Genomic DNA, 24645 nt, shown 5'->3' on the forward strand with positions numbered 1-24645 from the left:
ACGTAAATTTTGGAGTATCATAAAAGAAAAGGAGGTTAAAAAACCATGTTAAATCCCTATTTTGCCTTTGGCGTACCGGCATTCCTTTTGGTTTTATATGTAGCTTTTGCTCTTTTTCGTCGGTCTTCCGATATACCCTACTTAGGATTTGCCCTATTCATCATTGCTGGTTTTCTGACTGGATTTAGTTTACAAGTCATTCAACAAGCCATCAATGAAGTGGAGAAAACTTCTCTTGAACACGTGCAAGAAACACACCTTTACTCGCCCTACTTATTAGCGATTCCATTGATTGTGGGCATTCTTTTACTTATTCTCAACTTGATTCGCGGCTATCTAAAAGTCAAAAACGTTCGTCTGCGGACAAAATAAAAGCAACCTACCTAGAAATACGAAATGATCCTGTTCCTCTTAATGGGAAATGAGATCGCTTCGTATTTTTTTTGGTAAGCTGCCTAGATTGCTAAACCCCTTCAAAAGATCCAACCACCACTCCCGTAGTAAAACAGTTTATCAACCACAAAAAGCGTTTATTCGTCGGCTAGTTCTTCATCCAGGTCTGTCTCTGACGTATCAGCAAAAGATTCTTTTACATCATCATTGACTTGTTCCAATAAATATTGCCAGTCACTATTCGACACAACCACCACATCGATATTCTTTTCTTCATCGATCAGCTCGAGATTCGAAACATCCTCTCCTAACTGCTGGAAAAGGTCAATCAATGTTTTGTCTTGGAGTGTTACGTATTCAGTCCGTTTCATTCTTCTTCCCCCCATGAATCAAAAAATTCATAAAACAAGATATCGAAACTAGTAAGATCGGTCATCTTTTGTAAAGTAGATAGATCTAAACGAATAAACGCTTTTTCCACTAATAAATAATGGTTTTCTTCCAACGCTTCTTCGATAAATGGTAAAATCTCTTCCTCGTCCCCTAATGTCTCACTAGAGATTTGTTCGATTTGATCAAACAAGCGATCATCTTGCAACAAAAAGAATTGATCGTCGTAAAGATAGACTGCGATTTGATATTGCCGGATGGGTAGCTCAGCCCGAATGACAAAAAAGCATTCCCCTGAATTGGAAATCGCTGGCAATAGTTCACTCGGTTGTAATGCCTGTTGGTAGTACATTTCCATCCCTCCTTTGTACTTACTATTATAAAGAACAATAAAGGAAAAAGGAAATAATCGAATTTCAGTTTAAAAAACTCTAAACAAAGTTAGACATCCCATTCTGCATAGAATTCTTCTAAAAAATCCTTCATGAAAACCACACGTCGCTGAGCTTCTTTTTTGCCATAATCCGTGGTCATCTTTTCAGGAAGCAAAAATAGTTTTTCATAAAAATGATTGATCACCGTCGTCCCTTTTCGGTAATCCTCATGATTTTGAAACGTCTTTGGGGCTAAGTCACTGACATGGATCGGGTGTTGATGACTGCCACCAAAATAGCTCGTCCGTAAAATACCGATCGCACCTAAAGCATCGAGACGATCTGCATCACGAACGACGCGGCCTTCTACTGAGACAACTTGTGCGCCTTGCAAAAGTTCTTTTGAAAAAGACAGATTTTCGATAATAGAAAAAATTTCTTTCGTTTGTGCTTCACTTGCCCCTGCTGCGGTCAAACAAACTCGCACTTCGGCATAAGCCGCTGTGACATCCGCCACAACTTTGTCATCCACCGTATCATGCAAGTAAGCTGCCGCCTGTACGACAAAACGATCAACCGCCAATTCGTCGGCATCGATGATAGCTTGACTTAAGCCCGCCACCCGTTTGACATGATCAAACCCATGTCCTGTGTAATCATTCCCCAAAATACTTTCGGCATAGGCAATTACTTTGCTAAGATCGGTAACATTGTTTTCTTCCTTCATTTTTTTCCTTCTTTCGATACGAAAGTAGCAAGCCTTCCTTTTTTCAGTGGTTATCGATACAAAAGGAAAAGAAGTTCAACAAAACGAGCATCCCACGAAACAGTTAGGGCGGCAACGTCTTGCGAAGCTTCTTTCCACTCGTTATTTTTAAGCGAAATCTTGCGTCTCGCTGATTTTATAGACACTAAAATAGATCTTGCGTAAATAGTCTAATAGATATTGAGGATTCAATAATTCATCCGTTGCATCTAAAATCAATTCATTTGGTTTCTTTGATGCGCCATATTGATGGATATTTTCAGTCAGCCATTTACGAATCGGTGAATAATCATCTGAAGCCAACACTTCATCGACATTGATTTCTTTTTCCATCGCATGCAGTAATTGCGCGGCATACATATACCCTAACGCATAGGATGGGAAGTAACCAAAGCTGGAACCTGACCAATGAACATCTTGTAAGATTCCTTCAAGGTCATTCTCTGGACGGATCCCTAAATATTCCTCGTATTTGTCATTCCAGATTTTCGGCAGTTCATCGATCGATACGGTTTCGTTAAAGATCATTTTTTCGATCTCGTAACGAATAATGATATGGATTACGTAAGTCAAACTGTCAGCTTCAATACGGATCAAGCTGGCTTTAGAATGCTTCAAAGAATCATAGAAGGTGTCAAAAGACACATCATCAAATGAGCCTTCCGCACATTCTTGGAAAAATGGGTATTGCTTGGCCCAGAAATTGCGATTACTGCCGATAATGATCTCATTAAACAGCGATTGAGATTCGTGGATCCCCATAGACGCTCCTTCATGAACCGGTGTTCCTTCGTATTTTTCGTCAATATTTTGCTCGTACATTCCATGTCCGGCTTCATGAATTACACCGAATAGTCCCATTGAAAAATCGTTTTCGCTCCAACGAGTAGTCAAACGCACATCGTTGTGATTGATCCCCGTAGCAAATGGGTGGACCGTATTATCCAAGCGGCCGCGAGAAAAGTCATAGCCTAAGTCGGCAATCACTTTTGAGATAAATTTACGTTGCTGCGCTTCGGTCATCTTACGTGACAGGATCGAAGTATCTGGTGCTGTTCCTTTTTCAGCCAATTGACGACGAATATCCATGATACCATCTCTCACTTGTGAGAAAACATTATCCAAGATCTCAACCGTCATATTTGGTTCGTATTGGTTTAACAACACATCATAGTTTGTCAGCTCATTCTTCTTCCAATAAGGAATCAATTCTTTCGTCAAGCGAATATTTTCAGAAAGTGCGTCTTTAAATAAAGAAAAATCTTTTTCTTTACGGGCTTTGAGCCAAGCAGTATGTGCTTTTGACGTTGCTGCGGAAGCCGCCATCGCCAACTCATTTGGTACATCTTTTTGCAATTCATACTCTTCTTTGACTAGCTGATAAGCCGCTTTCCCAACCTCTGATAATTCTTCTGGGTGTTTCCCAAAATAGCTGATTGCTTCTTGGATCGGCTCTCCAATCTTTTTGTCAAAATAGAGGCCATATAAATAGCTGTCAACTTCCGCCCGGTAATCACTGGCTTTTTCTGGCATCCCCGTTTGATTGTCCCAGCCTAAGATCCCCATTGCTTGTTGTAATAGATCGATTTCTTTTAATTCTTTCAGAAATTCTTGTTCTTTCATTCAGCAAACTCCTTTTTGCGTGGCGGACGTTGTCCCCAGTATTGGAAGAGATCGGTACGAATCGCACCGTTGTATAATTTGCGTTTTTTTGTCGCTTTTTCGCCGTAATGGGTCTCAAAAGTCAAGTCACTGGTCAAAAAGTATTTACTCCAGGTTTTAAGCGGTCGAAACACTTGGCCCATTTCTTGATACAGTCGCTGAACAGACTCTTCTTCTCCTAAGCGTTCGCCATAAGGAGGGTTAGCCACAACGACACCATACTCTTTTTCTGTTTTAAAGTCTTTAACAGCTTGTTGTTTGAAGGTGATCGAGTCTCCAAGACCTATTTCTTCCGCATTCCGGCGGGCGATCTCAATCATTCGACCATTGATATCCGAACCGGTAATATCTAATTCGACATCATAATCTGCTGCTTCATCTGCTTCTTTCCGTACTTTTTCAAATACTTCTGCTGGGAACCAATCCCACGTTTCGCAAACAAATTCCCGATTAAATCCAGGGGCGATATTATGGCCGATCAAAGCTGCTTCAATACACAATGTGCCTGATCCACAAACGGGATCGACAAAAGGCTTGTCTTTGTACCAATTTGTCAGCATCACTAAAGCCGCAGCCATGTTTTCTTTCAGAGGTGCGCCCCCTTTTTCTAAACGATAGCCGCGTTTAAACAAACTAGGGCCAGTCGTATCCAATGTGATCATCGCATGGTCTTTCAATAAAGCGACTTCTAATTGGAAAAAAGCGCCAGTTTCAGTCAGCGGCACACTTGCCGGACGATGATATACTTCTCTTAAGCGATTGACGATTGCTTTTTTGGTAATCGCTTGGCAGTCAGGTACACTATACAATTTTGATTTGATTGATTTTCCGGCTACTGGAAATTCAGCGTCTAACGGTAAAAAGTCTTCCCACGGTAACGCTTTAACTTCTTCAAACAGCTGATCGAAAGTCAATACGTCAAATTCCCCAACGACGATTTTGATACGGTCGGCTGTACGGAGCCACAAGTTCGCGGTAGCAATGGTCTCCATTGTCCCTTTAAAGCGCGCTCGGCCGTTTTCAACCTCACACTCGATCCCTAAATCCCGTAATTCTTTGCCCACTAGTGCTTCTAAACCGCTCGCAGCGGTGGCAATACAATTAAATGTTTTTTCAGTCATAACGCTCTCCTTCTTGGTATAAAAAAACCTTCCGTTGCTGGAAGGATTCCCTGATAGGTTGTGATTTTCTATAAGCCATGTTTTGTCCGTATTTTCCTCAGGGAGAAGAAAACACTGGGTAATTATCTATCTGCAATTACTTGCCTTCTTGCTCCGTTCATTTCCGTGCAAAAAGTGCCCCTACCATTGTTTGGGTTGCTCGCTCGAGGGGTTTACCGCGTTCCACCAAGACGGTTTCCCGGCTTGCTTCGTCACTGTGGCACTTTCAAGGATACTTTAGCATAGCTTGCACCTTAGCCATTTTTCCTGCCGTTACTTTCTCAAGTACCCTAGCTTATGGTTTCGCTAGGCACGAACACTACAAGCGTCTCAGCTTGTGCGAGCATGGACTTTCCTCAGCATAATCGAGTTATGCCGCAATTACCCGAAAACCACAACTATCTTTTCTACATTAGAATTGACGGGTTTTTTCATTGTCATCTTCAAAATCAGCATTTGTATAGTTGCTGTTGTATGAAGAAGAACGAGTGACAGGTTCTGATTCACGATCAAGCTTTTTGCCAAAAACTTCTTTTTCAAGATTAGACAAACGTTTTAAAATATCAAAATTTGTGACTGTTTGGCTTTTCGGTGCTTCTTGTTGAACACGAGAAGCGATTGCTTGGTTTTTCGACAATTGATCGATTTTCGCTGTCAGACGATCGTTTTCTTCTTGCAGGGCTAAGATCTCTTTATTGTAGCTTTCGTAGTCTTTAATGATATTATCTAAAAACTCGTCCACTTCCACTGGATCATATCCACGCATTTTTGTTTTGAATTCTTGTTGCAGAATATCTTTTGGACTATAAATTAAATTTGCCATTATTTACACCTCATTGTTTATTCCAAATGGTTTTCACTTTCTAGACCATTCTATCAAAAAATATACGAAAATCAAAGTAAATTACTATCAAATGTTGCGTTTTGTAAATCATCCATTGTTATTTGATGAATAAAGTAGGGATTTTGCTCACTATAGGCTTTCGCATCTCTTAAGAAATAATTAGGTTTTCCTGGAAATTCGTCATCATATAACACAAGTGCGCCTTCAGTATGCTCCAGTAAAAACGCTGTATGATTTCTTAATTGACTGGGGTCTTGGTAAGGCTTATGGCTGGTGGCATTGACATAATCGGCAAATGACTTCGCTGTTTGCAGTGCCTGCTGATTTGTTTCGTTCCAATTTTCACCAAACCCTTCAAAAGGAAAAATAATTCCTAGTTTCAGTTCCGGGTATGTTTGTTTTAATTGTTCAATGACTTCGGCACACCACAGCTCTGCTCCAAGATTCCCGCTGATCAAGAGCCATTCTAGCCCTTCTTCGACATAATTGGTCAATGCCGACATTATTACTTTCTTAATAACTGCAATCTTGGGATCTTTTGCTTGAAAGACACCTAATTCATAATTACGATAGCCAGTAAAGTATAAGGTTTTCATTGTTTCTCTGGTCATCTCTTTTCTTTCCAAACGACTTTTTGGTATAATGTTGCCTAGGAGTGTGAACAACATGGTTATTCGTTACCCGAATGGACAATCTACTACCTATGATGACGGCAAAAAACAAAAAATGCAAGAAAAACTAATAAAGCCAAAAACGTATGCCAATCGTGGGATGCGTTTTGAAGAAGCGATCAATGAAAGCAACCTTTATTATTTAAATCGCAAACTTGCGGTCATTCATAAGAAACCGACACCAGTTCAAATCGTCAAGGTAGATTATCCGAGAAGAAGCGCCGCAGTAATTAAAGAAGCCTACTTTCGAGAGGCCTCTACCACCGATTACAATGGGGTTTATCAAGGGCAATATATCGACTTTGAAGCGAAAGAGACTCAAAACAAAACGTCATTTCCCTTTAAAAATTTTCATCCACACCAAATCAAGCATATGGAAGACTGTTTGGAACAAGCGGGATTATGTTTTGTTCTTTTATGGTTTTCTAGTCTACAACGCTGCTTTTTTCTAGATAGCAAGTGCTTAGTTTCTCAGTGGCACCTGCAAAAGGAAACGGGAAAAAAATCAATGACACTGGCCTATATTGAAACGAATGGGATTGAAATTATCCCTTCAATTGCGCCGCGTATTCCCTATTTAAAAGCAGTTGATCAATTTTTAACGATGAAGGAGAATGATGAGTATGGCAAATGAATCACAATCGAGGACCTCTCGGCATGATTCTAAGAAAGGCACTGCTAAAAAAGCACCAAAGCCCCCTAAAGCCAAAGGCAAACGAAGTATTGGGAGTATTATTTTAAAAGTGTTTATGGGCCTATTTTTCTTAGGCTGTATCGGGATTTTATCAGGAATGGGGCTGTTTTGGTGGTACGCCAAAGATGCACCAGCACTTGATGAAACACGTTTGGATTCGACTGTTTCTTCGCGCTTTTATGCCTCCAACGGTGAATTGATCACTGAATTCGGAAGTGAAACGAGAGAAAAAATCACCGCAAGTGAGATTCCCCAACTGCTGGAAGATGCGATCGTCTCTGTCGAAGATCGTCGGTTCTATCAGCATATCGGGGTCGATCCGATCCGAATCGTTGGTTCTGCATTATCCAATGCCACAACCGGCGGTATGCAAGGCGGAAGTACGTTGACTCAGCAATTGATCAAGCTGTCCTTCTTTTCTACCAGCGCCGAAGATCAAACGTTACGAAGAAAAGCACAAGAAGCTTGGATGGCGGTTCGGCTTGAACAAACCAAATCAAAGCAGGAAATTTTGACTTACTATATTAATAAGGTATATATGTCCAACGGGGTTTATGGAATGCAAACAGCTGCTATGAAGTTTTACGGCAAACCTTTGGCTGAACTAGACCTAGCGCAAACCGCTTTGATTGCTGGTTTACCAAATGCCCCTTCTGCGTTTGATCCTTTCGCTCATCCTGATAATGCGAAAAGTCGTCGAGATGTGGTTTTAGGCGCAATGCTTGAAAACGAGAAAATCACGCAAGCGGAATATGATGCGGCCGTTGCCGAAGATATTCAAGAAGGATTGCAAGAAAACCCGCGAGAAAACCAAGAGTGGAAATACTTTGATAATTACTTCAACGAAGTGATCGCAGAAGTTAAAGAAAAAACCGGCAAAGATGTTTATACCGATGGCTTAGATATTTACACCAATGTCGATATCGATGCGCAAAAACGGTTATATGACATCGTCAACAGCGATGATTATGTTAATTATCCAGACGATAAGATGCAGGTTGCCGCTACTTTAGTTGATGTCAATACGGGCAAAGTCACGGCTCAAATTGGTGCCCGCAACGTTGATGACGTTCTAGCAAACAACCTGGCTGTCAACGTCGCTCGGGACTTTGGATCGACCGTTAAACCGATCACAGACTACGGCCCTGCCTTCCAATTTCTACAAGACTCTACCGGTAGAATGATTTTAGATGAACCTTATACTTATAAAGGAACCGATATTCCTGTGTACAACTGGGATCGCCAATATATGGGCAATATCACGCTTCGAACTGCTTTAGCAGAATCCAGAAATGTACCAGCAGTGAAATTGTTTGATGAAGTTGGAGCGGATAATATCGCCGACTTTCTTAGCGGGTTGGGTATCGAATACCACACGATTACTCAATCTAATGCGATTTCTAGCAATACGGATAAATTAGATGGCACAAAATATGGGATCTCCAGCCTGAAAATGGCCGCTGCTTATGCTGCGTTTTCAAACGGTGGAACCTATTATGAACCTCAGTACGTCAACAAAATCGTCATGCAAGATGGGACCGAAGATGAAGAATCCTTTAAAGTTGATGGTCAAGAAGCAATGGATGATACGACGGCTTATATGGTGACCGATATTTTGAAAGATGTTATTTCTGTCGGTACTGGAACCAATGCGCAAATCGATGGGTTATACCAAGCAGGGAAAACGGGAACTTCCAATTACACCGATGACCAGCTAGCACAACTGGATACATCAAACGGTGCTTATCCGGATATTACTTTTGCCGGCTATACTCCCTCCTATTCATTGGCGGTATGGACCGGATACAACGACAAAATGACACCGATCACTGATAGCAGTACCCATGTGGCTTCAGATGTCTATCGTGAATTGATGCGCTATGTTTCTGCTTCTGTAGAAAACACGGACTGGACAATGCCAGATGGACTGACACGGATCGGAAGAGAGCTTTATCTTGAAGGGACATACACGCAGCCAAGCTATTCAGCACCAAGTTCGTCCAGCAGTAGTTCGTACGTTGAACCGACGACACCTTCTACAGAAAGTAGTGAAGCAACACCATCAAGTACAACAGAATCATCAAGCGAAGTGACACCCCCAGTGACAACACCTGATGAGGATGATTCATCTTCGGTCGTTACACCTCCTGCTTCTAGTCAGGATCCTGGCTCAACAACGCCTTCCAGCAGTGAAGAAAATCCTTCCTCACCGCCGGATCCACCAGAACCAAATGATGGTAACTCCGAATAACTGAGAATAGTGAAAAACAGTAGATCAGATTTTGATCTACTGTTTTTTTTACTAACGACCATATAAATGTAGAAGCTTACTTTTCAAGCTCTTCAAAAAGCAATTTTTTATCTGAAAGCTGATAAACTTGATTATGCAGATCGTCAAACAAATGAATCACATTTTCTTTTGTCTCGTTCACTTCAAAAAGAATCTCCTTGGCACGATCATGAATGCCATCGATTCGCATTTCTGTCGTACGGATCATTCGTTCAGATTCGATCTTCGCTTCTTGAATCGTGCGATTTGCTTTTCTTCTAGCAAAGACTAAAACCTCACTGATTTCTGTTTGGAACTGCTCGTTTTCGATTTGTAGGGTTGCATTTTCTTCCCTTAGTGCTTCGATCTTCGCCTGAAGCTCTGCGACTTCTTCATTTGATTCGCTAGCTGAAACTTTTGCTGCAAGCTCTTCTTTTTCTGCCAATTGCTGTTTCAAATCAGCAATTACTTCTTGCAACTGCTGGATTTCTTGCCGCTTCAACGTCCATTCAGCGCGTTCCTTTTCGTAATTTTGTTTCTCTTTTTGCTCTTTTTCTTGCTGAACAGCTAACTTAGCTTCTAATTGCTGGATCTTTGCTTCAAGTTTTTCTGTATCTACTTTTGTAAGCTGTTCTTCTAGGTCTTTGACTTTCTTATTCGCTTCTACTAGCGAAGCTTTTAATTCTTTTGCCTCTGCTTCTTGTTGAGCCACTACCTTCTGCTGTTTTTTTAACTGTTTTTTTTCTTCCTGTAGTTGCTCATTTTCTAAAATCAATTCTTTAATTTCAAAAGATAAATTTTCAATCATATGATCCTTTTCTTGTTCTTCTGACTCTTGCTTATGTGTCTGGTTTATACTCAATTCTTTCTCCATACGTTCTCCTTTGTCTTCAACGAGTTGACTATCTTTGGCGTGGTTATCACGGTTCCCAGAGGATTTTTGCTGCACTGCTATCTTTTTGACACTTTGATCTGTCTGTTGATCAACAGACACTCTTTGGTGAGAAATCGGTTTTGCTAAAGTCTGTGCGACAGGTTTCGCTGTTTCTTTCTGGGTTTTAGGGGGTTCATTGTCCGCTTGTCGATTGGTTCCTTTCTCTTTTTTTTCAGGCTTAGCCTTTGCGGACCCTTGATCCTCAATGATTCCCTCTTCTTGATTTGTCTCCTCAAATTCATTCAGCTCTCCTATGGATAATTGATTTACTTCATCCATTAGCTTTTGGACAGAAAACAAACCTTTGTTTTTCTTTTTCATCATTAATTTTTCACACTGCCTTTTTGTTCATTTGTATTGATCGTTTCACTTTGATCCGTTTGAGGAGTAGAGGATATGCTTTCGCTCCCCTCGTTATTAGCTACTTCTTGAGCGTCAGTGTTTGGAAAGCTGCGTTCTAAAAGGGTCCAAACTCCATTCTCATCACGAATGATCGTCTGCTCAAAGGACTGATCAGAATCCTTGGAAAATTGAACAGAGAAGGTTCCTTGGGTGATCAAAGGAACGTTCTGCATATCATGTAGTAGACGAGAAAAATTTTCTTCCCATCCGTTTAAGTCATCAATTGATGGTAATTTGCTAGATAGAACAATCGAGATTTCTTGCAAGGGCTGATCAACAAAAATCATCGCTACGGTGCGACCTAGATATGGTGATAACTGATAGGCCAACTCATATTCAGCTGCAAACTGTGCTTCACGATCATTGGATACGAGTAAATGCTCCCAATCAATCGCTTCAAAAGCAAAGCCGTTCTCAGGATAAGCAAAAATCGGCATACGCATCCATTCCGTTTGCTCAGTTCTTAGCGCGAAGACTTCCTCTTTCAATTGACTAGTTTCTTCTTGCAGCCTTTGCAAATGAATGCCGCCTGTCAGTTGAAAAACTGTTAATAGTAAGACACTTACGATTATGGCACTACTGCAGCCCAATACAATTAGCAAGTGCCCACTACGCAGGTTGTGCTTAAATAAACGAAGTTTCCTTTTGGCTAAAGCATCTGACGACAGCTGCTTTTCAACTTTTCTTAATAAATATTCTCGATACAATCGCCAACCGATGATACTACCTGCTCCAATGGCAAGCAGTATCATCCCAATATAAATAAAAATCACAGTCTCTTCCTTCCATCAAAACTAAAATTCGTTTTATTCATCCCTTTTGATACAAACTTAGTCTCGTTGATATGTTGCAAGAAATGAATCATCGCAAGCTTCCTTTCAAGAAGCTGATGTGTCAGAAGAACGTGATTACCACACCATAAAAGGTTTTACTTGAAATGATTCCAAATTCTCTACTATCACTTGAAGTGAGCAGTGCATCGCCAACGACAAAGTACTCATCTTCTTTGAGGTACCCCCGAATCGGCAACGCCTCAAAGGCTTCATCCTTCACAGTGATCATAAATGAAAAATCAAAGTCAGTATCCTCCGCCCCAATCAATAAACGCTCCTGTGTACGAACGAAGGAATCTCCCGGCACACCAATCACTCTCTTGATCAAAAATTTCCCTTCCTGTTCGAAAGCGATCAGCTGATAGCGATTTGGCTGGCGCTTTTTATGGATCAGCACAACTTGTCGATCCTCGATCGTCGGCAGCATGGACGCTCCTCTGACTAACGCCAGTCGATACGGCTGAAGAAACGCAATAAGCAAAAGGACCATCAAAAAGATACCGCTGATAGGAAGACCTATTTGTCTATGCCTTTTACTCATATTGCCAGCCCTCCATCCTTATTTTGGCATAATATATGAAACACTTGATGAGTGCGCCAATTCATTGCTGATCACGCGATAAGAGATTGTGGTTCCACCATAGACATTTCCTTCTGAAACCAAAATACCATTTGGACCAACGGCTTCAACAAAAGCGACATGACCATAACGAGAATCAGATCCAGCTGTTCCAGGTGCAAAAGAGATCATACTGCCTGCTTTAGGTGTTTGACTGACGTTGTAACCTAAACGTCGTCCGGTATTGCCCCATTGACCACCATTTCCCATGTAGTCATCTACTTGACCGCCTAATTGACTCACGCGATTGAACACATACCAAGTACATTGTCCAACAGGATACGAACCAGAAAGATTGTAGTCACGACCGTTGTATTCTCGAAATGTCATGAGGGAGCGATACTCTTCTGGAATTTGTTCTTTTCCTTGGATAAACAAGCCTGTTTCTGTTGCGATCACTTGGTCATATTGCGTCAATCCATAGACCGCAATCAGCGAATTGATTTTTTTACTATAATTAACATCGGTCGCATAAGTGCCCGTCAAAGCATCTGCTGCCCGAAGATAGTTTTTTGATTCAGAGCGCCACACGTCTTGATAAAAGGTTGGATTTCCAGTGATTCCTCCGCGAATCAATTTGACATAATCAGCCATGGAATCTCGATAACTTGAATAGGAACGAAAGGCGGCTTGAATTTGGAATAGTTCTCCGTTGCCTTTATCTTCCATTGTTGGTAAAGTCACGCTGTTTCCTTGATAACTGCCTTTGATCCCAAAAAGGTTATAATGGGGACTGCTGGAAAGCCCGCTGTCTCCACTGCCGCTTTCAAGGATCGCTTGCGCGATCAATACAGAAGCAAAGACATCGTATTCTTGCCCTAAGCTTTGGGCTTCTTGTGCCAATTTTTCAATAAACGTCTGGGTCTTTTGATTCACTGTAAATTCGTAAGGGGCTGGATATTCAGTAACTAGCTTTTCGCCATATGTAGCCAATTCAGGATTTGATAGCCGTCTGATCGATAGCAGCTCTTCGATAGAAACCCGCTGAACTTCGATGGCAGTTTTCGTTGGCTCTTCTTGATTTGTCACTAAACTTGCTTGGTAACCATCTGCGAGGTAGATACCGATTAACTTATTTGCGTCATATAAAAGATCCCCCGGTTGTAATTGTTCAACCTGCTGTTCTTTTTCTATCCAGCTAGCTTCTCCTTTTATAACCGCTTTGATCCGTTCATTGATCCATTCGTCCATCGTCAATGGTTCTTCTAGTTCACCAATTTGCCCGATGATCTCGTAGACGAATGCCGCTTGCCATTGCGCATCATAATCAGCTAATATCGGCAAGGTGAAATCTAACAGATTCGAATCTGCGATCTTTGCTGCCCGAAAACTCTCTGGTAAATCAATGGTACGTCCATCATAAAAAGAATTTTTCAAGTGAGAAGTAGCATCTGGTGATTGAACGACAGGGTTTATTACTTGCTCAGGTGCAATAATCGGAGGTGTTTTCGGCTCCTCTTTTTTTGCATTTTCAGTATTTTCGTTGCTCTCAGTTGAAATTTCATTTTCTTTTGGTGCCAATGACTCATCAATCAAGTCGGTCTCTTTTGGCTTGTTCTCTGTTTCTACTTCTAGATCGTCCGTTTCAGCATCTATTTTTTCCTCTTCCTCGGAAGGTTCCGCGGACTCTGATTCCTCTAGTTCGGTCGTTTCCGATGACTCGGTCGTTTGCGTTGAGTCTGCTTCTTCAGACGAATCAAGAGATTCTACAACGGTATCTGCTGTTTCTGAATCCATAAGCGGCTCATTTGATTCGGAGGATAACTCGGTCGAGCCCTCCGTTTGCTCTTTGCTGACGTCTTCTTGACTCTCTTGGGCTTCTGCTGCCGATGAATCTTGGTCATCAAGTTGCTGTTCGACATTTGTATTTTCTGAATAGTTATCAGGCTGAGGGCTTTCTTTCGCCAGTAATACGGGAGAAACAAAAAGTTGGCTTGCTAAAATCCCAGCACTGAATAATGTTAAATATGACTTCTTTTTTCTACTCTTCATACAGTTTCCTTTCTCTTGTTTCAGCCGGCATCATTGGTTTTGATCAAAACCTGACGAACTGATTCAAAGTTGCTTGAATAGTTTTTGCACGAGTTTAGGTGAACTCTGTATCTTCGCGATTATTTTTGAAGCAAACGATTGATTTAGCCAGCTTAAGCAGATTTTGCTCAGCAGCGTGATCTACCATAAAAAAGCGTTAAAATCCACTGCTTTTCAACCGATTTATTCACTGTCTTCCTATCAAGAATGGAAGCTGTCATAGGCGTCAACAGCTTCCATTTGATAAGATTGAGCATCGATCATTCGGTAGATGGGACAAAACTTAACTCCCATTCAATCGTTGCTTGATAGGTCATGTTACGCGGATTTGATCCAATGGGTACTTCAAGTTTGACACTATCCCCCATCGTCCCCATATCCCCGTAGCGCTGAATCCAGGTACCGCTTCCTTCATTTGCATCCGCTTCAGCGATCAAAGCGGGTACCCCAGGATCAAGGATCATTGATTCACTATAAGTGGGAGGAATTGCTGAATTGGCGGCATTCGTCAGCATAACTGCATTTTCTAAAATAATTCGTGCACCCCGAAGTTCTTCTCCTCGATCATTACGAAATCCTGCAGCGGATAATGTCGCGTTTAATTCCCAGCCGGTAAATTGAGCGCGCCGGTCAGAAATCTGCACGTAATTTGGCCGTTCCTCAGTTACTGAGCCATCAGCACTGCTAAGACGTTGTGGCAATGCCTTGTACTGTTTGGTATCTGCACTTATTGATACATCTCCAAAGCTATACTGGGAGATGAAATCGATACTGATAAACCCTAAATGTTCTGGTATATCCGGTTTATTTTCTGGATTCACTTCAATATCTGGCGCGATCGGATCTCGTGGATTCATTGTGGCAATCTCTTGAACAACTGTTTCAGCTGTATCAAATTTTCCATTTAAGAAAGCGTAAGCCGTCACCGTATTATGTTTTGTAAACCGCTCCCCCTCGGCTAAGGTCAAGCTGAAATCACCATTGGCATCTGCTTGAAGATGAAACAAGCTGTTATCATCAAAAGAGGGTGATTGCAGTTGCGGTGCGGGAATCGCTGGATCTCCGTCAAAACGAATCACACTATATGGTGTGGCTTTTCCCCTAATGATTCTTGAGCCTTCCAGTGCCGGATCTTCCGTTAATGGTTCTAAATGAACCTCGACATCTGGAATATATTCAAATAGAATACGTTGTGCTCTTGTGGTAAAATTCGCGCGAAAATGATCAACGATCTCTTGTGAGATGGAAGAAACATTCGAAATCGATGACAAGGTAGAGGCAAAATTCACTTTTAAATTGAAGATTGGACTCCAACTGAAGTCTGGTTCCTCCGTCAAGTTTCCATGCCGCCATTGCTTCGCAGCTTGAATATCCACATCTAATAGCCCGCCGCTGCCGGAAATCGAAATAAGGCTACTATTTGCTGCATTTCCGGTAACCGCCCTTGTTTTCTCTAAATTGATGCGTTGTGCATCCGCAAAAGTGAAGGTTGAGGCCGAGCTCAAAAATGTCATCAAGGAATGAGAGGGATTGGTTCCGTCCGACTTAATATCCAAGACTCCTTCTTTAGCAACAATAAATGTGGCGGCACCGGCTACATGGATCACTCCGGAGGTGGTGGTCCCTTGATTCACTGCATCAATTTCGACACTGCTTTTATTTCCAATAAGCATCGTGCTTCCAGCACCCATGTAGATAATGTTATAGCCCCATCCATTGAGGCTTGTGGTACGTCCGTCAGCTTTGATTACCACTTTGCTATCCTCAGACATTTCAAAGTGGGCGCCGCTAGCATACATACTGATTGCGGGGGAGTTGGCTCGGGCAGTCAAATGAAGCTCTGATCGATTACCGATATTGATCCGTCCATTCACAATATAAATATTTGCTCCAAAAGCCTCACCGGCTGTTCCAGCTGCACGCAGAGACATCTTTGCATCATTGCCAATAGTCATACGCCCCGTTGCATAATATAAATAGATATTGCCGGAATTTATTGTCGACATGTCAACTGTTGCGTTATCAAGAATTTCCAATTGTGTTACTTCCATATTTGCTTGGTTGGTTGCATTGATCGTTTGCACACGTCCAGATCTGGAAGTATATGTCGGAGTTTGATGCGATATTACTTCGCCAGACATAATAACAGGTGTCGCTAACGAGTGGATCAACTGATTGCCCGCGTTGGTTAAATTGTGGTAACGCATTCTGGATAGATTTTGTTGCGGAATACTCATATTTGTAAAATTCATGAAGCCATAATAGTTGCCATGAACGATATCGATATTTTGGTACGTGATATCCCACGGCGATGCACTATTGACGGTACTATCATAAAATCCGACAGCAACAGCTCTAAAGTCGATTTGATACCCATTGCCTTCGATCACAAGCGTTCTCGAAATTCCAGAAGCATTGGTCCAAATATAGGCTACCCCATTCGACGGGTTGGAAGTTGCACTTCCCGCAGCCACTCCGGAAACTCCTTGAGTAGGATTGTTTGATGATTCAAAGTCATTTACGATATTGATATAATTTACTTCTCTATTCACGATTGCCGCCATAAACTCTTGCCAGTTGGAAACATCCCGATGACTGATTTCGTCTAACGGTGTGACCGGTTCTGTCAATTGGGCAATTGCTTCTGCTTGGTCAGCTTCTGTGTCTTGCTGATTCTCATTTAGTTTCGCGTCATTAGAAGGTTGCGTGGTTCGTTTCCCTTCCTGCGGCGTGTCTGATGGTGAGACCTCTGTCTCGATCGTTTCATTATCTGCATCATCATCCAAGTCCTCTTCCCCGTCATCTTCTGCCTGTACTTCGATCGTTAGTTCCGCTTCACCTATAAAAAGTCGATAATCGCCTATTTTATTAAAGACGATAGGAATCTCGAACTCCATTAGCTCTTCATCAAAGGTGAGCGTCCATTCCTGTTCTTCTTCAGACAGCTTCTTATTCTTCACTTCTGCAGCAAATTCTTCTTCCACGATCGCTGCTTCTTTCGCTACAACTAGCGTAATCTCATTTAAAGGTTGGCTTGATACGACGAAAACGTCGATCGGTTGATCCACGACACCTTCAATCACACTAACTGGAAACTGAAAAAAAGGTTGATGGATGTCAAATTCTTTTGTTTGGATCGGTTGTGTTGCTTTATCAAGCAAGGACATATTCTGCGTTTCGTCCAACGGTTCAATCGTGTGATCGATGGCGTGGATTTCCGGCAATAGGATACTGCTCAGACTTGGAAAAAAAGTTTGCACACTTAGTAATCCAATAATGATCGCAATTATTACCTTGTGCGGGGTATTCTTCATTTCAACTTTTCCCACCTTCCTTTGCATTTTTTTTCTTATGAACAATTAGGATGATCGCAATAATTAGAAGCAAGCTGATTAGACCAGCCGTGGCGATCATCCACCAATTGAGTGACGTATCTACAGTGACATCGAGTTCATTTAAGCGGCGAGCATCTTCTGCCTCTACGCTAAATATCTGTTCCCAAGACCACTCTTCCTCTCCTGACCGCGCAGTAAGATTCAATACATACTCCCCATTACGAAAACGATCGCCATCCAAGGGAATTGGGAAATGCATATGTGAATTAGGAGCCATTTGCATAGATGATTGACTTGTTTCATATAAGATCGTCTCACCACCAACAGAACGAATTTCAGCTGTTACTTCCAATTGATTGACAAATGTTGCTGTATAATTTTGGATAACAGCACTATATACGTTTCGGTAGTTTACTTGATCGGCAAAAACATCAAGCAGTTCCAATCCCGGATCCGTTGCGGACCGATTGTTGCTTACTACCACACCAATGACATAGGAAAATGCATTCCGAATGCCTAATCCTTCTTCAGCAGATTGTGTTTGCTCCTCTTCCGAAATAACCTCTTTGATTCGAATGCCACCTGCCAAAACCCCTTTGAATTCCTCTTCTGGCATCGTAATCGGTAAAGAAATGATTCGTTTTTCTAATGGATCGAACAATACGGTTTCAGGCACCTCTACCAGTTCATCAATTGATGCAGGTAAAGTCGGATCAGGGGATTCTGCATCCCTGCCATATTCCACAACACCATTCACATTCGTAAATGCCGTATGGGCAGAAATTTCTATTTCGATCGCTTGATCAGAACCATTTTCGATCTCTAAAGCCAATTCATCACGTTCTCCTGCCCCAAGATTTAAATCGAAATACCCCAACGCCCCTCCTTCCAGCTGACTTTCCGGTAAGATAGGCGTCACATAAAAGTTTAATTCTGATTCTGTCTGAGCATAGCTCATTCTTGGTGAAAAAAAGAATGATAGTAGGATGACCGCACAGGTAACCGTTTTTATCCATTTCATTCTCATACGTTGTTCAGTCAAAAGTGGTTCTCCTTCCAAAAAAGGCAGGAATAATTTACTATTCCTGCCAGTTGTTTCTTGTTGCAAGCTATGATCCTTCTTACGGATTTACTGTTTCGCCGCCACTATCAACAGAAGCAGTTAGCGTCCATGTCATTTCAGCAGTATAGTTAGTTGCTAGCTGCGTGGTAGAGCCTGGTACAAATAGTTGAATATCATCATTTCTGATAATTTCGCCTTCTTGTTTATTAAGATTTTGTTCCGTCAATTTTTCCTGATCTCCCCAGTAAATCGATGAAGCGCCCGCGCCTTGACCGACCGAAGCACGCATGACAGGAATGTCTTGATCGTTGACATCTAGGATCAACGCATTTTGTTCTTCATTATTGATAACGGCACTTGGCTGTAAGTCTCGATCACCCTCGCCTTTGTTGAACACGATTTCAGGGTTTGCCAACTTGATTTTTGCCCCAGTCAAGACATCTCCTGATTCAGAAGTAAAATCAGTTAGACTAACATTTAATGTCCAACCAGCATGCGTTCCTCGGGTATCTTGCACTTGGGCAAACGATACGTACGGTGTCGTCCCTGATTGATCAGCCAAATTACGCTCATCAGCAACGATTGAATACCAACGATCACTGGTAGAAATAGCATTCTGACCAAAATCGAATGTTTGTGGTGCATAAGCAATGGTAAATGGGCCCGTTTGTCCTGGCGGTGTTGGTTCGATTGTTTCTACTTCTGGGTGCACGACTGGCGGTTGTACCACTGTTAGATCGCTTCCGTCTGAGGTAAACCCTACAACGTTATCGGTAATCGTTTCTAATGAAGATTGGGCAAAGGCTTGAACGCCTCCTGCTAGTAAAGTGGTGGATAATACAGCGACCGTAGCTAAACGAATCTTTTTCATTTCTAGTTCCTTCTTTCTTTTTTTATTCAGTACAAAACCAAGTTACTGAACCGTTTCTCCGTCCGGTCCAGCTGTTGCAGCCAAAGTCCAAGTAAGAGTTGCTTCATAAAGAGCAGCGTCTTTTGCTGTTGATCCAGGAACAAGTAACTCAATTCCAGCATTTTCAACAACCTCTGCACCTGCTTCTACTTGTCGATTGATTTCTTCCTGATCGCCCCAAACGACTGACGATACGCCAGCACCTTTTGTTTGAGCAGCGGTCAGAACCGAACGTTCACTATTTGTAGCATCTAAAATCAATCCATCCGCATGAATTTGTGGCTCATTTTCTTGGTTGCTTCCGTTATATTCCAATTTTGGCGAATTAAAACGAATTCTTGCTCCAGTCAGTTCATTATTCTGTGTTCCTGATTCAAAAGCACTTAAGGAAACTTTTAAATCCCAACCAGCATTTGTCCCACGCGTATCTTGGACTTGGGCAAATGAAACATAAGGAACTCTTTCTTCACTATCTTCCGCGTCTTTTAGCTTGTGTAATTCAGCCACTAGCTTATATTCTTGATCGGTATTAGAAATCACTTGCTCACCGAAATTAAGCGTAGGTGCGTAAGCAATGGTCAATGGTCCCGTTTGTCCTTCCGGGCCGACTGGATTGATCTCTACATCTGGACCATTAGGACCAGGATTTGGTGGTTGAACTACTGTCGCTTCGCTATCGTTTGGTACAAAGAGAACTTTCCCTTCTGTATCATGGTTTGTTACACTCTCAGTAGCGAAGGCTTCCGCGCTAATAGTAAATAAAGTTGCAGCTAAAACAGCTGCCGATGCAAATCGTACGAATTTCAAATTCATCCCTGCTTTCAAATTATTTGTCTTTTCTTTTTAACCATCACAAATTTTGATCGATGTTTGGTATATTGCACATACAATACAACCAGTACAAGCAGTAATCCAAGATAGATTACGCCGTAAGTTCTTGTCTCGTTGGTCTTTGGTAAAATACCACCTGGTTTTGCTACCTTGTTTGGTGGCGATATATTCTCTGTAGGGCCTGCTGGCGGTGCTGGTTCGGGTTGCCCAATAGGCTCATAAACACCGGTAAAGAGCACAGAGCTTTCTTTTTCAACCGACTGCACTTCCTGAGCATTCACCGCTGCCGTAGAAATAGTTATCCCATAAAAAAGAGTGCAAAACAGAACCATACGAACTAATTTCCATACCTTTTCTCCTTTCATTCTCCCTCCTCCTCTATACTTGCCACGTCTTATAAGTGATCTTTTCAAAACAGCGTTTGCCAAAGACCCGTTAACAAAAATGATTTTGAGATCGTTTTAGAATCATTTGAACTGTGCAACGCTTTTTCTGTCATTCGTAAAATAGCAGAGAAAGACTTATAACTTTTGACAAAGTTCACTATACTGATGATTTTCACAGATTTGAAATATTATTTTTCACCAATGGGTGAATTTTCTTATTAATATTCCTTTTTATTGACCAAAAATAAGCATTTTTATAAAAAGAAAGGGTAAAAATTTTGCGAAAGAAGCCCATCATACTAAGCTTACAAATAGTTTCAAAAAAAAGGCGTATTGGAAGGTTCATTTCGCATCGAGCATCACCCCTCACACGATCTATTTGTGAAAAAACACCTGATTTTGAGTGGTGTAATCAAAAAAATTCAGTAAGCTTATGTTTTTCCAGTTACTTGAAAGGGCTTTAATAAAGGGTATTACGTTAATTACCTGTTTTTTTATCAATTTGTGCAAAAAAAAACGCTAAGCGATTTCGCTTAGCGTCTTGATCCTAGATACTTTTGGTCTATGTTCACCATTAAATGGTTTTCTTCCCCTTCATGCGAAGCTTTCCTTCTTGGCACATCGCCAACAACGGGCAAATCTCACACTTTGGCGCCCTCGCGGTACAATGATAACGGCCAAAGAAAATCATCGTATGGTGGGTTTTGACCCATAATGGTTCGGGAATCTTTTTCATCAACGTTTGTTCAACTTCTAGTACATTGGCATCTAATTTACAAATGCGCAATCTTTTTGACACCCGTTCGACGTGGGTATCGACAGCGATTGCCGGTATCCCATAGGCATCACCAAGTACCACATTCGCAGTTTTTCTGCCGACACCTGGCAAAGAAACCAAATCTTCTCTTGTTTTCGGCACTTCACCACCAAAACGTAGCAATAGTTCCGAAGCACAAGCTTTGATATTTTTTGCCTTGTTTCGATACAGACCGATCGACTTGATTTTTGCAATCACATCTTCTAAAGGTGCTTCGCTCAAAGCTTGCGGTGTAGGATAAGCCTCAAAAAGTGCCGGGGTGACTTTATTTACCGAGACATCTGTTGCTTGCGCACTTAAAATGACTGCGATCAATAATTCAAACGCATTTTTGGATACTAATTCACCATGCGCTTCGGGAAACATCTCGTACATTGTTTCGATGGCGATCATAGTTTTTTCTTTGCTGATCATAGGACTATTTGAACTCCTTGTCTATTACTCTCCTTCTAACCAATTATGCATAGGGATTTTAGGCATTGGCCCTTCTTCCTGTGAAATACTCTCATTTTGAAGAAATTGTTTTTTTCTTCTTTTTTGTTCTTCCTCAACTTGCGCTTTCGACGTGATATTCTTACGTTCCCAAGAAAGTAAGATACGATCGATGTAATTTAAGCTATAAGCCTGATTCAAAACCGCTTCTCGCAAAGCAAACTGAATCAGTTCCGGATCGTAATGGTCCTCATCCAACCACTGCCCGATCCGCTGGTATTCGATTGCTGACAATGGCCGACCAAACTCGCCTTCAAACAAGCGATATAACCCACGGATTTTTTCTTCATTTGATTCTACTGCCTCATTTTTCGATTGCTGTGTCAAGAGAAATTCTAAACGGTCATAGATTCCTGTGAAATCATAATAATCAACCATTTTTCCGGCAGCATCTTTTTTTGATTCCATTCGCAATACATCTTTTTTAAGTAATTGATTTAACCAATGGTAAATTTCTTTTTGATCACTCCCCATCACAGAGGCAATCTCACGTAAATCGGGGAAATCATTTCCTTGCTCATGACTGCGATACAACTGCAGCCATAACAAAAATTCGTCATTTGTCAATCCAAGATGATGGTAATTTTCTAAAAGCAAATTTGATATCGTTGTTTGCCCTTTTGCTAAATAGTCCTTTAACGAAACCATACTGTATCCTCTTCTCCTTGATTCACCTGAAACTCTATGATCCTTTGGTCCAAGATCGATCCAATAAAAAGGGGACGACGCAAAGGCGGACGTCCCACGATTCATTCTTGGTTACGCTTTTTCTTTGACTGCTGCGATGATCTCAACTTCAACCAAAACATCTTTTGGCAAGCGGGCAACTTCTACAGCAGAACGTGCAGGTAACTCTTCATTGAACAATGTGCTATAGGTATTATTGAAAGGAACGAAATCATTCATATTTTTTAAAAAACATGTCGTCTTAACGATGTCATCTGGCGTAAGTTCCGCCGCTTCAAGAATCGCGTTGATATTTTTCAATACTTGCTGAGTCTGTACTTCAATCGTCGTACCGACAACTTCCCCCGAAACAGGATCTAATGGCACTTGACCAGAAGCAAACAAAAAGCCGTTTGCGATTTTTGCTTGAACATAAGGACCGATTGCTTGTGGTGCTTGATCTGTAGAAATTATCTTCATTTTGTTTCCTCCTCTTTCACTTGGCATTCGGGACATAGACCATAAACTTCTAGTCGATGGTTATTTATTTGATACCCAGTTAATTTCGAAGCCGCCATTTCGACATCTTCCAATCCTGGATAGTAAAAATCAGCGATCTTTCCACACTTTTGGCAGATAGCATGATAATGAGGCTCCGTTGTAAAATCAAAACGACTGGAGGCATCTCCATAATTCATTTCTTTTACAAAGCCAATTTCTGTGAATAAACGTAAGTTATTGTATACCGTTGCGACACTAATACCAGGAAAATGAACTTCAATCGCTCGATAAATCTCTTCAGCGGTCGGATGGGCATCGTGACTGGCTAAAAACTCTAATATCGCTACTCGCTGCGGTGTAATACGAATATTTTCATGTTTTAATCGTTTGATCGCTTCATCGTAGATCGTACTCACAGGAGTTCCTCCATTTCTCTTATCTCACCTATCATACTATGTAAAACCTAAAAATTCAAACAGCTTTCCTTATTTTTTCAAAGGCAAAACGCTTTTTTCAGCCCGCTTCCGTCCCCTTTTTTCGAGAAAGAAAAGCAGACATTTCAATGCCTGCTTTCTCTCGATTGTTAGTCTTCAAACTGATACAGTGCTGTGGACAAATAACGTTCGCCATTGTCAGGCACGATTGCTAAAACTTTTTTGCCTTTGCCTAGTTCTTTTGCTACCTGTAAAGCAGCTTGGATCGCAGCCCCTGAAGAGATTCCAACTAAAATCCCTTCTTTCATCCCAACTTGCCGTGCAGTTTTCATCGCATCGTCACTGGCAATTGCAATGACTTGATCATAAATTTCGGTATCTAATACTTTAGGGACAAATCCAGTACCGATCCCTTGAATCTTATGCGGTCCTGGCTTACCACCTTCTAAAATCGCAGATTCAGCAGGCTCAACACCAACTATTTTCAAATTAGGATAGACGCGCTTCAGTTCTTTGCCCGCTCCAGTGATCGTTCCACCAGTGCCGATTCCAGCGACAAAAGCATCTAAACCTTTTGATTCAAATGCATCCTCAATTTCTTTTCCTGTCGTTTTTTCATGAATTTCTGGGTTAGCTGGATTTTCAAATTGTAATGGCATATAGTAGCCGTCTTGCTCCGCTAATTCTTTTGCTTTGTTAATGGATCCTGTGATCCCTTCAGACCCAGGCGTCAAAATCAACTCTGCACCATAAGCTTGTACGATTTTCCGTCTTTCGATACTCATCGTTTCTGGCATAACCAACACAACCCGATAGCCTTTTGCCGTACCGATCATGGCTAAACCGATCCCCGTATTTCCTGAGGTTGGCTCGATAATCGTATCGCCGGCTTTCAATAAGCCGCTTTTTTCGGCTTTTTCAATCATGGCTAAAGCAATTCTGTCCTTTACGCTACCCCCAGGATTGAAAAACTCTAATTTCACATACACATCAGCAGAACCTTCTTCTACGATATGATTTAATTTGACGATTGGCGTATGACCAACTAATTCATTGACCGATTGATAGATTTTTGTCATTGAAAATCCCTCCCGTTCTTATTCTTCCATTCTACCTAAAATACCTCGGAGTTGCGAATAAAAAGTAAGCAATTTCAAATTTTTTTTCA

General features: G+C 41.5%; 24 protein-coding genes and 1 other RNA gene. 3 read left to right on the plus strand and 22 right to left on the minus strand.

Annotated features, from left to right (window positions below):
- Window positions 1–45 precede the first annotated feature (45 nt).
- Window positions 46–372: a hypothetical protein gene (locus IGI88_RS16260; RefSeq protein WP_005236019.1), complete on the plus strand. Its 327-nt coding sequence runs from the start codon at window positions 46–48 to the stop codon at window positions 370–372.
- A 158-nt stretch (window positions 373–530) separates the two neighbouring features.
- On the opposite strand, the gene IGI88_RS16265 is transcribed toward IGI88_RS16260, so the two are convergent.
- The 8 genes from IGI88_RS16265 to IGI88_RS16300 form a co-directional block, all read right to left on the minus strand.
- On the minus strand, window positions 531–764 hold the full coding sequence (locus IGI88_RS16265; protein WP_005236021.1) for a hypothetical protein: 234 nt from the start codon (window positions 762–764) through the stop codon (window positions 531–533).
- Window positions 761–1141: a hypothetical protein gene (locus IGI88_RS16270; protein ID WP_005236023.1), complete on the minus strand. Its 381-nt coding sequence runs from the start codon at window positions 1139–1141 to the stop codon at window positions 761–763. Before IGI88_RS16270 ends, IGI88_RS16265 begins: the two co-directional genes overlap by 4 nt.
- Window positions 1142–1224: 83 nt before the next feature.
- Window positions 1225–1884 (minus strand): HD domain-containing protein, encoded by a 660-nt coding sequence (locus tag IGI88_RS16275; protein WP_016620164.1) that lies wholly within the window; start codon window positions 1882–1884, stop codon window positions 1225–1227.
- A 147-nt stretch (window positions 1885–2031) separates the two neighbouring features.
- A complete protein-coding gene (locus IGI88_RS16280; RefSeq protein WP_005236028.1) occupies window positions 2032–3546 on the minus strand; it encodes a carboxypeptidase M32 in 1515 nt (504 codons plus the stop codon).
- Window positions 3543–4706 carry a THUMP domain-containing class I SAM-dependent RNA methyltransferase gene (locus tag IGI88_RS16285; RefSeq protein ID WP_005236030.1) on the minus strand — a complete coding sequence of 388 codons (1164 nt, stop codon included), beginning with the start codon at window positions 4704–4706 and terminating at the stop codon, window positions 3543–3545. The genes IGI88_RS16280 and IGI88_RS16285 overlap by 4 nt, the downstream gene beginning before the upstream one ends.
- A gap of 66 nt (window positions 4707–4772) precedes the next feature.
- Window positions 4773–5138, minus strand: an RNA gene (gene rnpB / locus IGI88_RS16290) — RNase P RNA component class B.
- A gap of 19 nt (window positions 5139–5157) precedes the next feature.
- Window positions 5158–5568 (minus strand): cell division regulator GpsB, encoded by a 411-nt coding sequence (gene gpsB, locus IGI88_RS16295; protein ID WP_005226142.1) that lies wholly within the window; start codon window positions 5566–5568, stop codon window positions 5158–5160.
- 71 nt (window positions 5569–5639) lie between these two features.
- Entirely contained in the window at window positions 5640–6185 is a 546-nt protein-coding gene (locus IGI88_RS16300) for a DUF1273 domain-containing protein (RefSeq protein ID WP_042890769.1), read from the minus strand.
- Window positions 6186–6255: 70 nt separating this feature from the next.
- On the opposite strand from IGI88_RS16300, the gene recU reads away from it, so the two are divergent.
- Both recU and IGI88_RS16310 read left to right on the plus strand, forming a co-directional pair.
- A complete protein-coding gene (gene recU, locus IGI88_RS16305; RefSeq protein WP_005236038.1) occupies window positions 6256–6894 on the plus strand; it encodes a Holliday junction resolvase RecU in 639 nt (212 codons plus the stop codon).
- Window positions 6884–9205 carry a PBP1A family penicillin-binding protein gene (locus IGI88_RS16310; protein ID WP_034872636.1) on the plus strand — a complete coding sequence of 774 codons (2322 nt, stop codon included), beginning with the start codon at window positions 6884–6886 and terminating at the stop codon, window positions 9203–9205. Before recU ends, IGI88_RS16310 begins: the two co-directional genes overlap by 11 nt.
- Window positions 9206–9281: 76 nt before the next feature.
- On the opposite strand, the gene IGI88_RS16315 is transcribed toward IGI88_RS16310, so the two are convergent.
- The 14 genes from IGI88_RS16315 to cysK all read right to left on the minus strand — a co-directional run bounded on the left by IGI88_RS16315 (window position 9282) and on the right by cysK (window position 24556).
- Window positions 9282–10481 carry a hypothetical protein gene (locus IGI88_RS16315; RefSeq protein ID WP_429960802.1) on the minus strand — a complete coding sequence of 400 codons (1200 nt, stop codon included), beginning with the start codon at window positions 10479–10481 and terminating at the stop codon, window positions 9282–9284.
- Window positions 10481–11332: a hypothetical protein gene (locus IGI88_RS16320; protein WP_254910584.1), complete on the minus strand. Its 852-nt coding sequence runs from the start codon at window positions 11330–11332 to the stop codon at window positions 10481–10483. Before IGI88_RS16320 ends, IGI88_RS16315 begins: the two co-directional genes overlap by 1 nt.
- Before the next feature lie 121 nt (window positions 11333–11453).
- A complete protein-coding gene (gene lepB / locus IGI88_RS16325; protein ID WP_008379825.1) occupies window positions 11454–11933 on the minus strand; it encodes a signal peptidase I in 480 nt (159 codons plus the stop codon).
- A gap of 18 nt (window positions 11934–11951) precedes the next feature.
- Window positions 11952–14003 carry a glucosaminidase domain-containing protein gene (locus IGI88_RS16330; protein ID WP_429960803.1) on the minus strand — a complete coding sequence of 684 codons (2052 nt, stop codon included), beginning with the start codon at window positions 14001–14003 and terminating at the stop codon, window positions 11952–11954.
- 299 nt (window positions 14004–14302) lie between these two features.
- Window positions 14303–17356: a pectate lyase-like adhesive domain-containing protein gene (locus IGI88_RS16335; RefSeq protein ID WP_429960804.1), complete on the minus strand. Its 3054-nt coding sequence runs from the start codon at window positions 17354–17356 to the stop codon at window positions 14303–14305.
- Between the two features lies 1 nt (window position 17357).
- A complete protein-coding gene (locus tag IGI88_RS16340) occupies window positions 17358–18485 on the minus strand; it encodes a DUF916 and DUF3324 domain-containing protein (RefSeq protein ID WP_429960805.1) in 1128 nt (375 codons plus the stop codon).
- 13 nt (window positions 18486–18498) lie between these two features.
- Window positions 18499–19311, minus strand: a complete 813-nt coding sequence (locus IGI88_RS16345; RefSeq protein WP_429960806.1) for a WxL domain-containing protein — start codon at window positions 19309–19311, stop codon at window positions 18499–18501.
- Between the two features lie 42 nt (window positions 19312–19353).
- Entirely contained in the window at window positions 19354–20157 is an 804-nt protein-coding gene (locus tag IGI88_RS16350; protein WP_008379814.1) for a WxL domain-containing protein, read from the minus strand.
- A gap of 14 nt (window positions 20158–20171) precedes the next feature.
- On the minus strand, window positions 20172–20546 hold the full coding sequence (locus tag IGI88_RS16355) for an LPXTG cell wall anchor domain-containing protein (RefSeq protein ID WP_429960807.1): 375 nt from the start codon (window positions 20544–20546) through the stop codon (window positions 20172–20174).
- A gap of 595 nt (window positions 20547–21141) precedes the next feature.
- Window positions 21142–21798 (minus strand): endonuclease III, encoded by a 657-nt coding sequence (nth, locus tag IGI88_RS16360; RefSeq protein WP_005236053.1) that lies wholly within the window; start codon window positions 21796–21798, stop codon window positions 21142–21144.
- 24 nt (window positions 21799–21822) lie between these two features.
- Window positions 21823–22524 (minus strand): DnaD domain protein, encoded by a 702-nt coding sequence (locus IGI88_RS16365; protein ID WP_016611727.1) that lies wholly within the window; start codon window positions 22522–22524, stop codon window positions 21823–21825.
- 111 nt (window positions 22525–22635) lie between these two features.
- The gene (locus tag IGI88_RS16370; RefSeq protein WP_005236057.1) at window positions 22636–23022 is read right to left on the minus strand and encodes a RidA family protein; all 387 of its coding nucleotides are present in this window, start codon (window positions 23020–23022) and stop codon (window positions 22636–22638) included.
- On the minus strand, window positions 23019–23459 hold the full coding sequence (locus tag IGI88_RS16375) for a Fur family transcriptional regulator (protein ID WP_005226158.1): 441 nt from the start codon (window positions 23457–23459) through the stop codon (window positions 23019–23021). The genes IGI88_RS16370 and IGI88_RS16375 overlap by 4 nt, the downstream gene beginning before the upstream one ends.
- Before the next feature lie 167 nt (window positions 23460–23626).
- On the minus strand, window positions 23627–24556 hold the full coding sequence (gene cysK / locus IGI88_RS16380) for a cysteine synthase A (RefSeq protein ID WP_005236064.1): 930 nt from the start codon (window positions 24554–24556) through the stop codon (window positions 23627–23629).
- Window positions 24557–24645: the final 89 nt, after the last annotated feature.

Source organism: Enterococcus sp. AZ179 (assembly GCF_050498885.1).
Lineage (GTDB): Bacteria > Bacillota > Bacilli > Lactobacillales > Enterococcaceae > Enterococcus_D > Enterococcus_D entomosocium.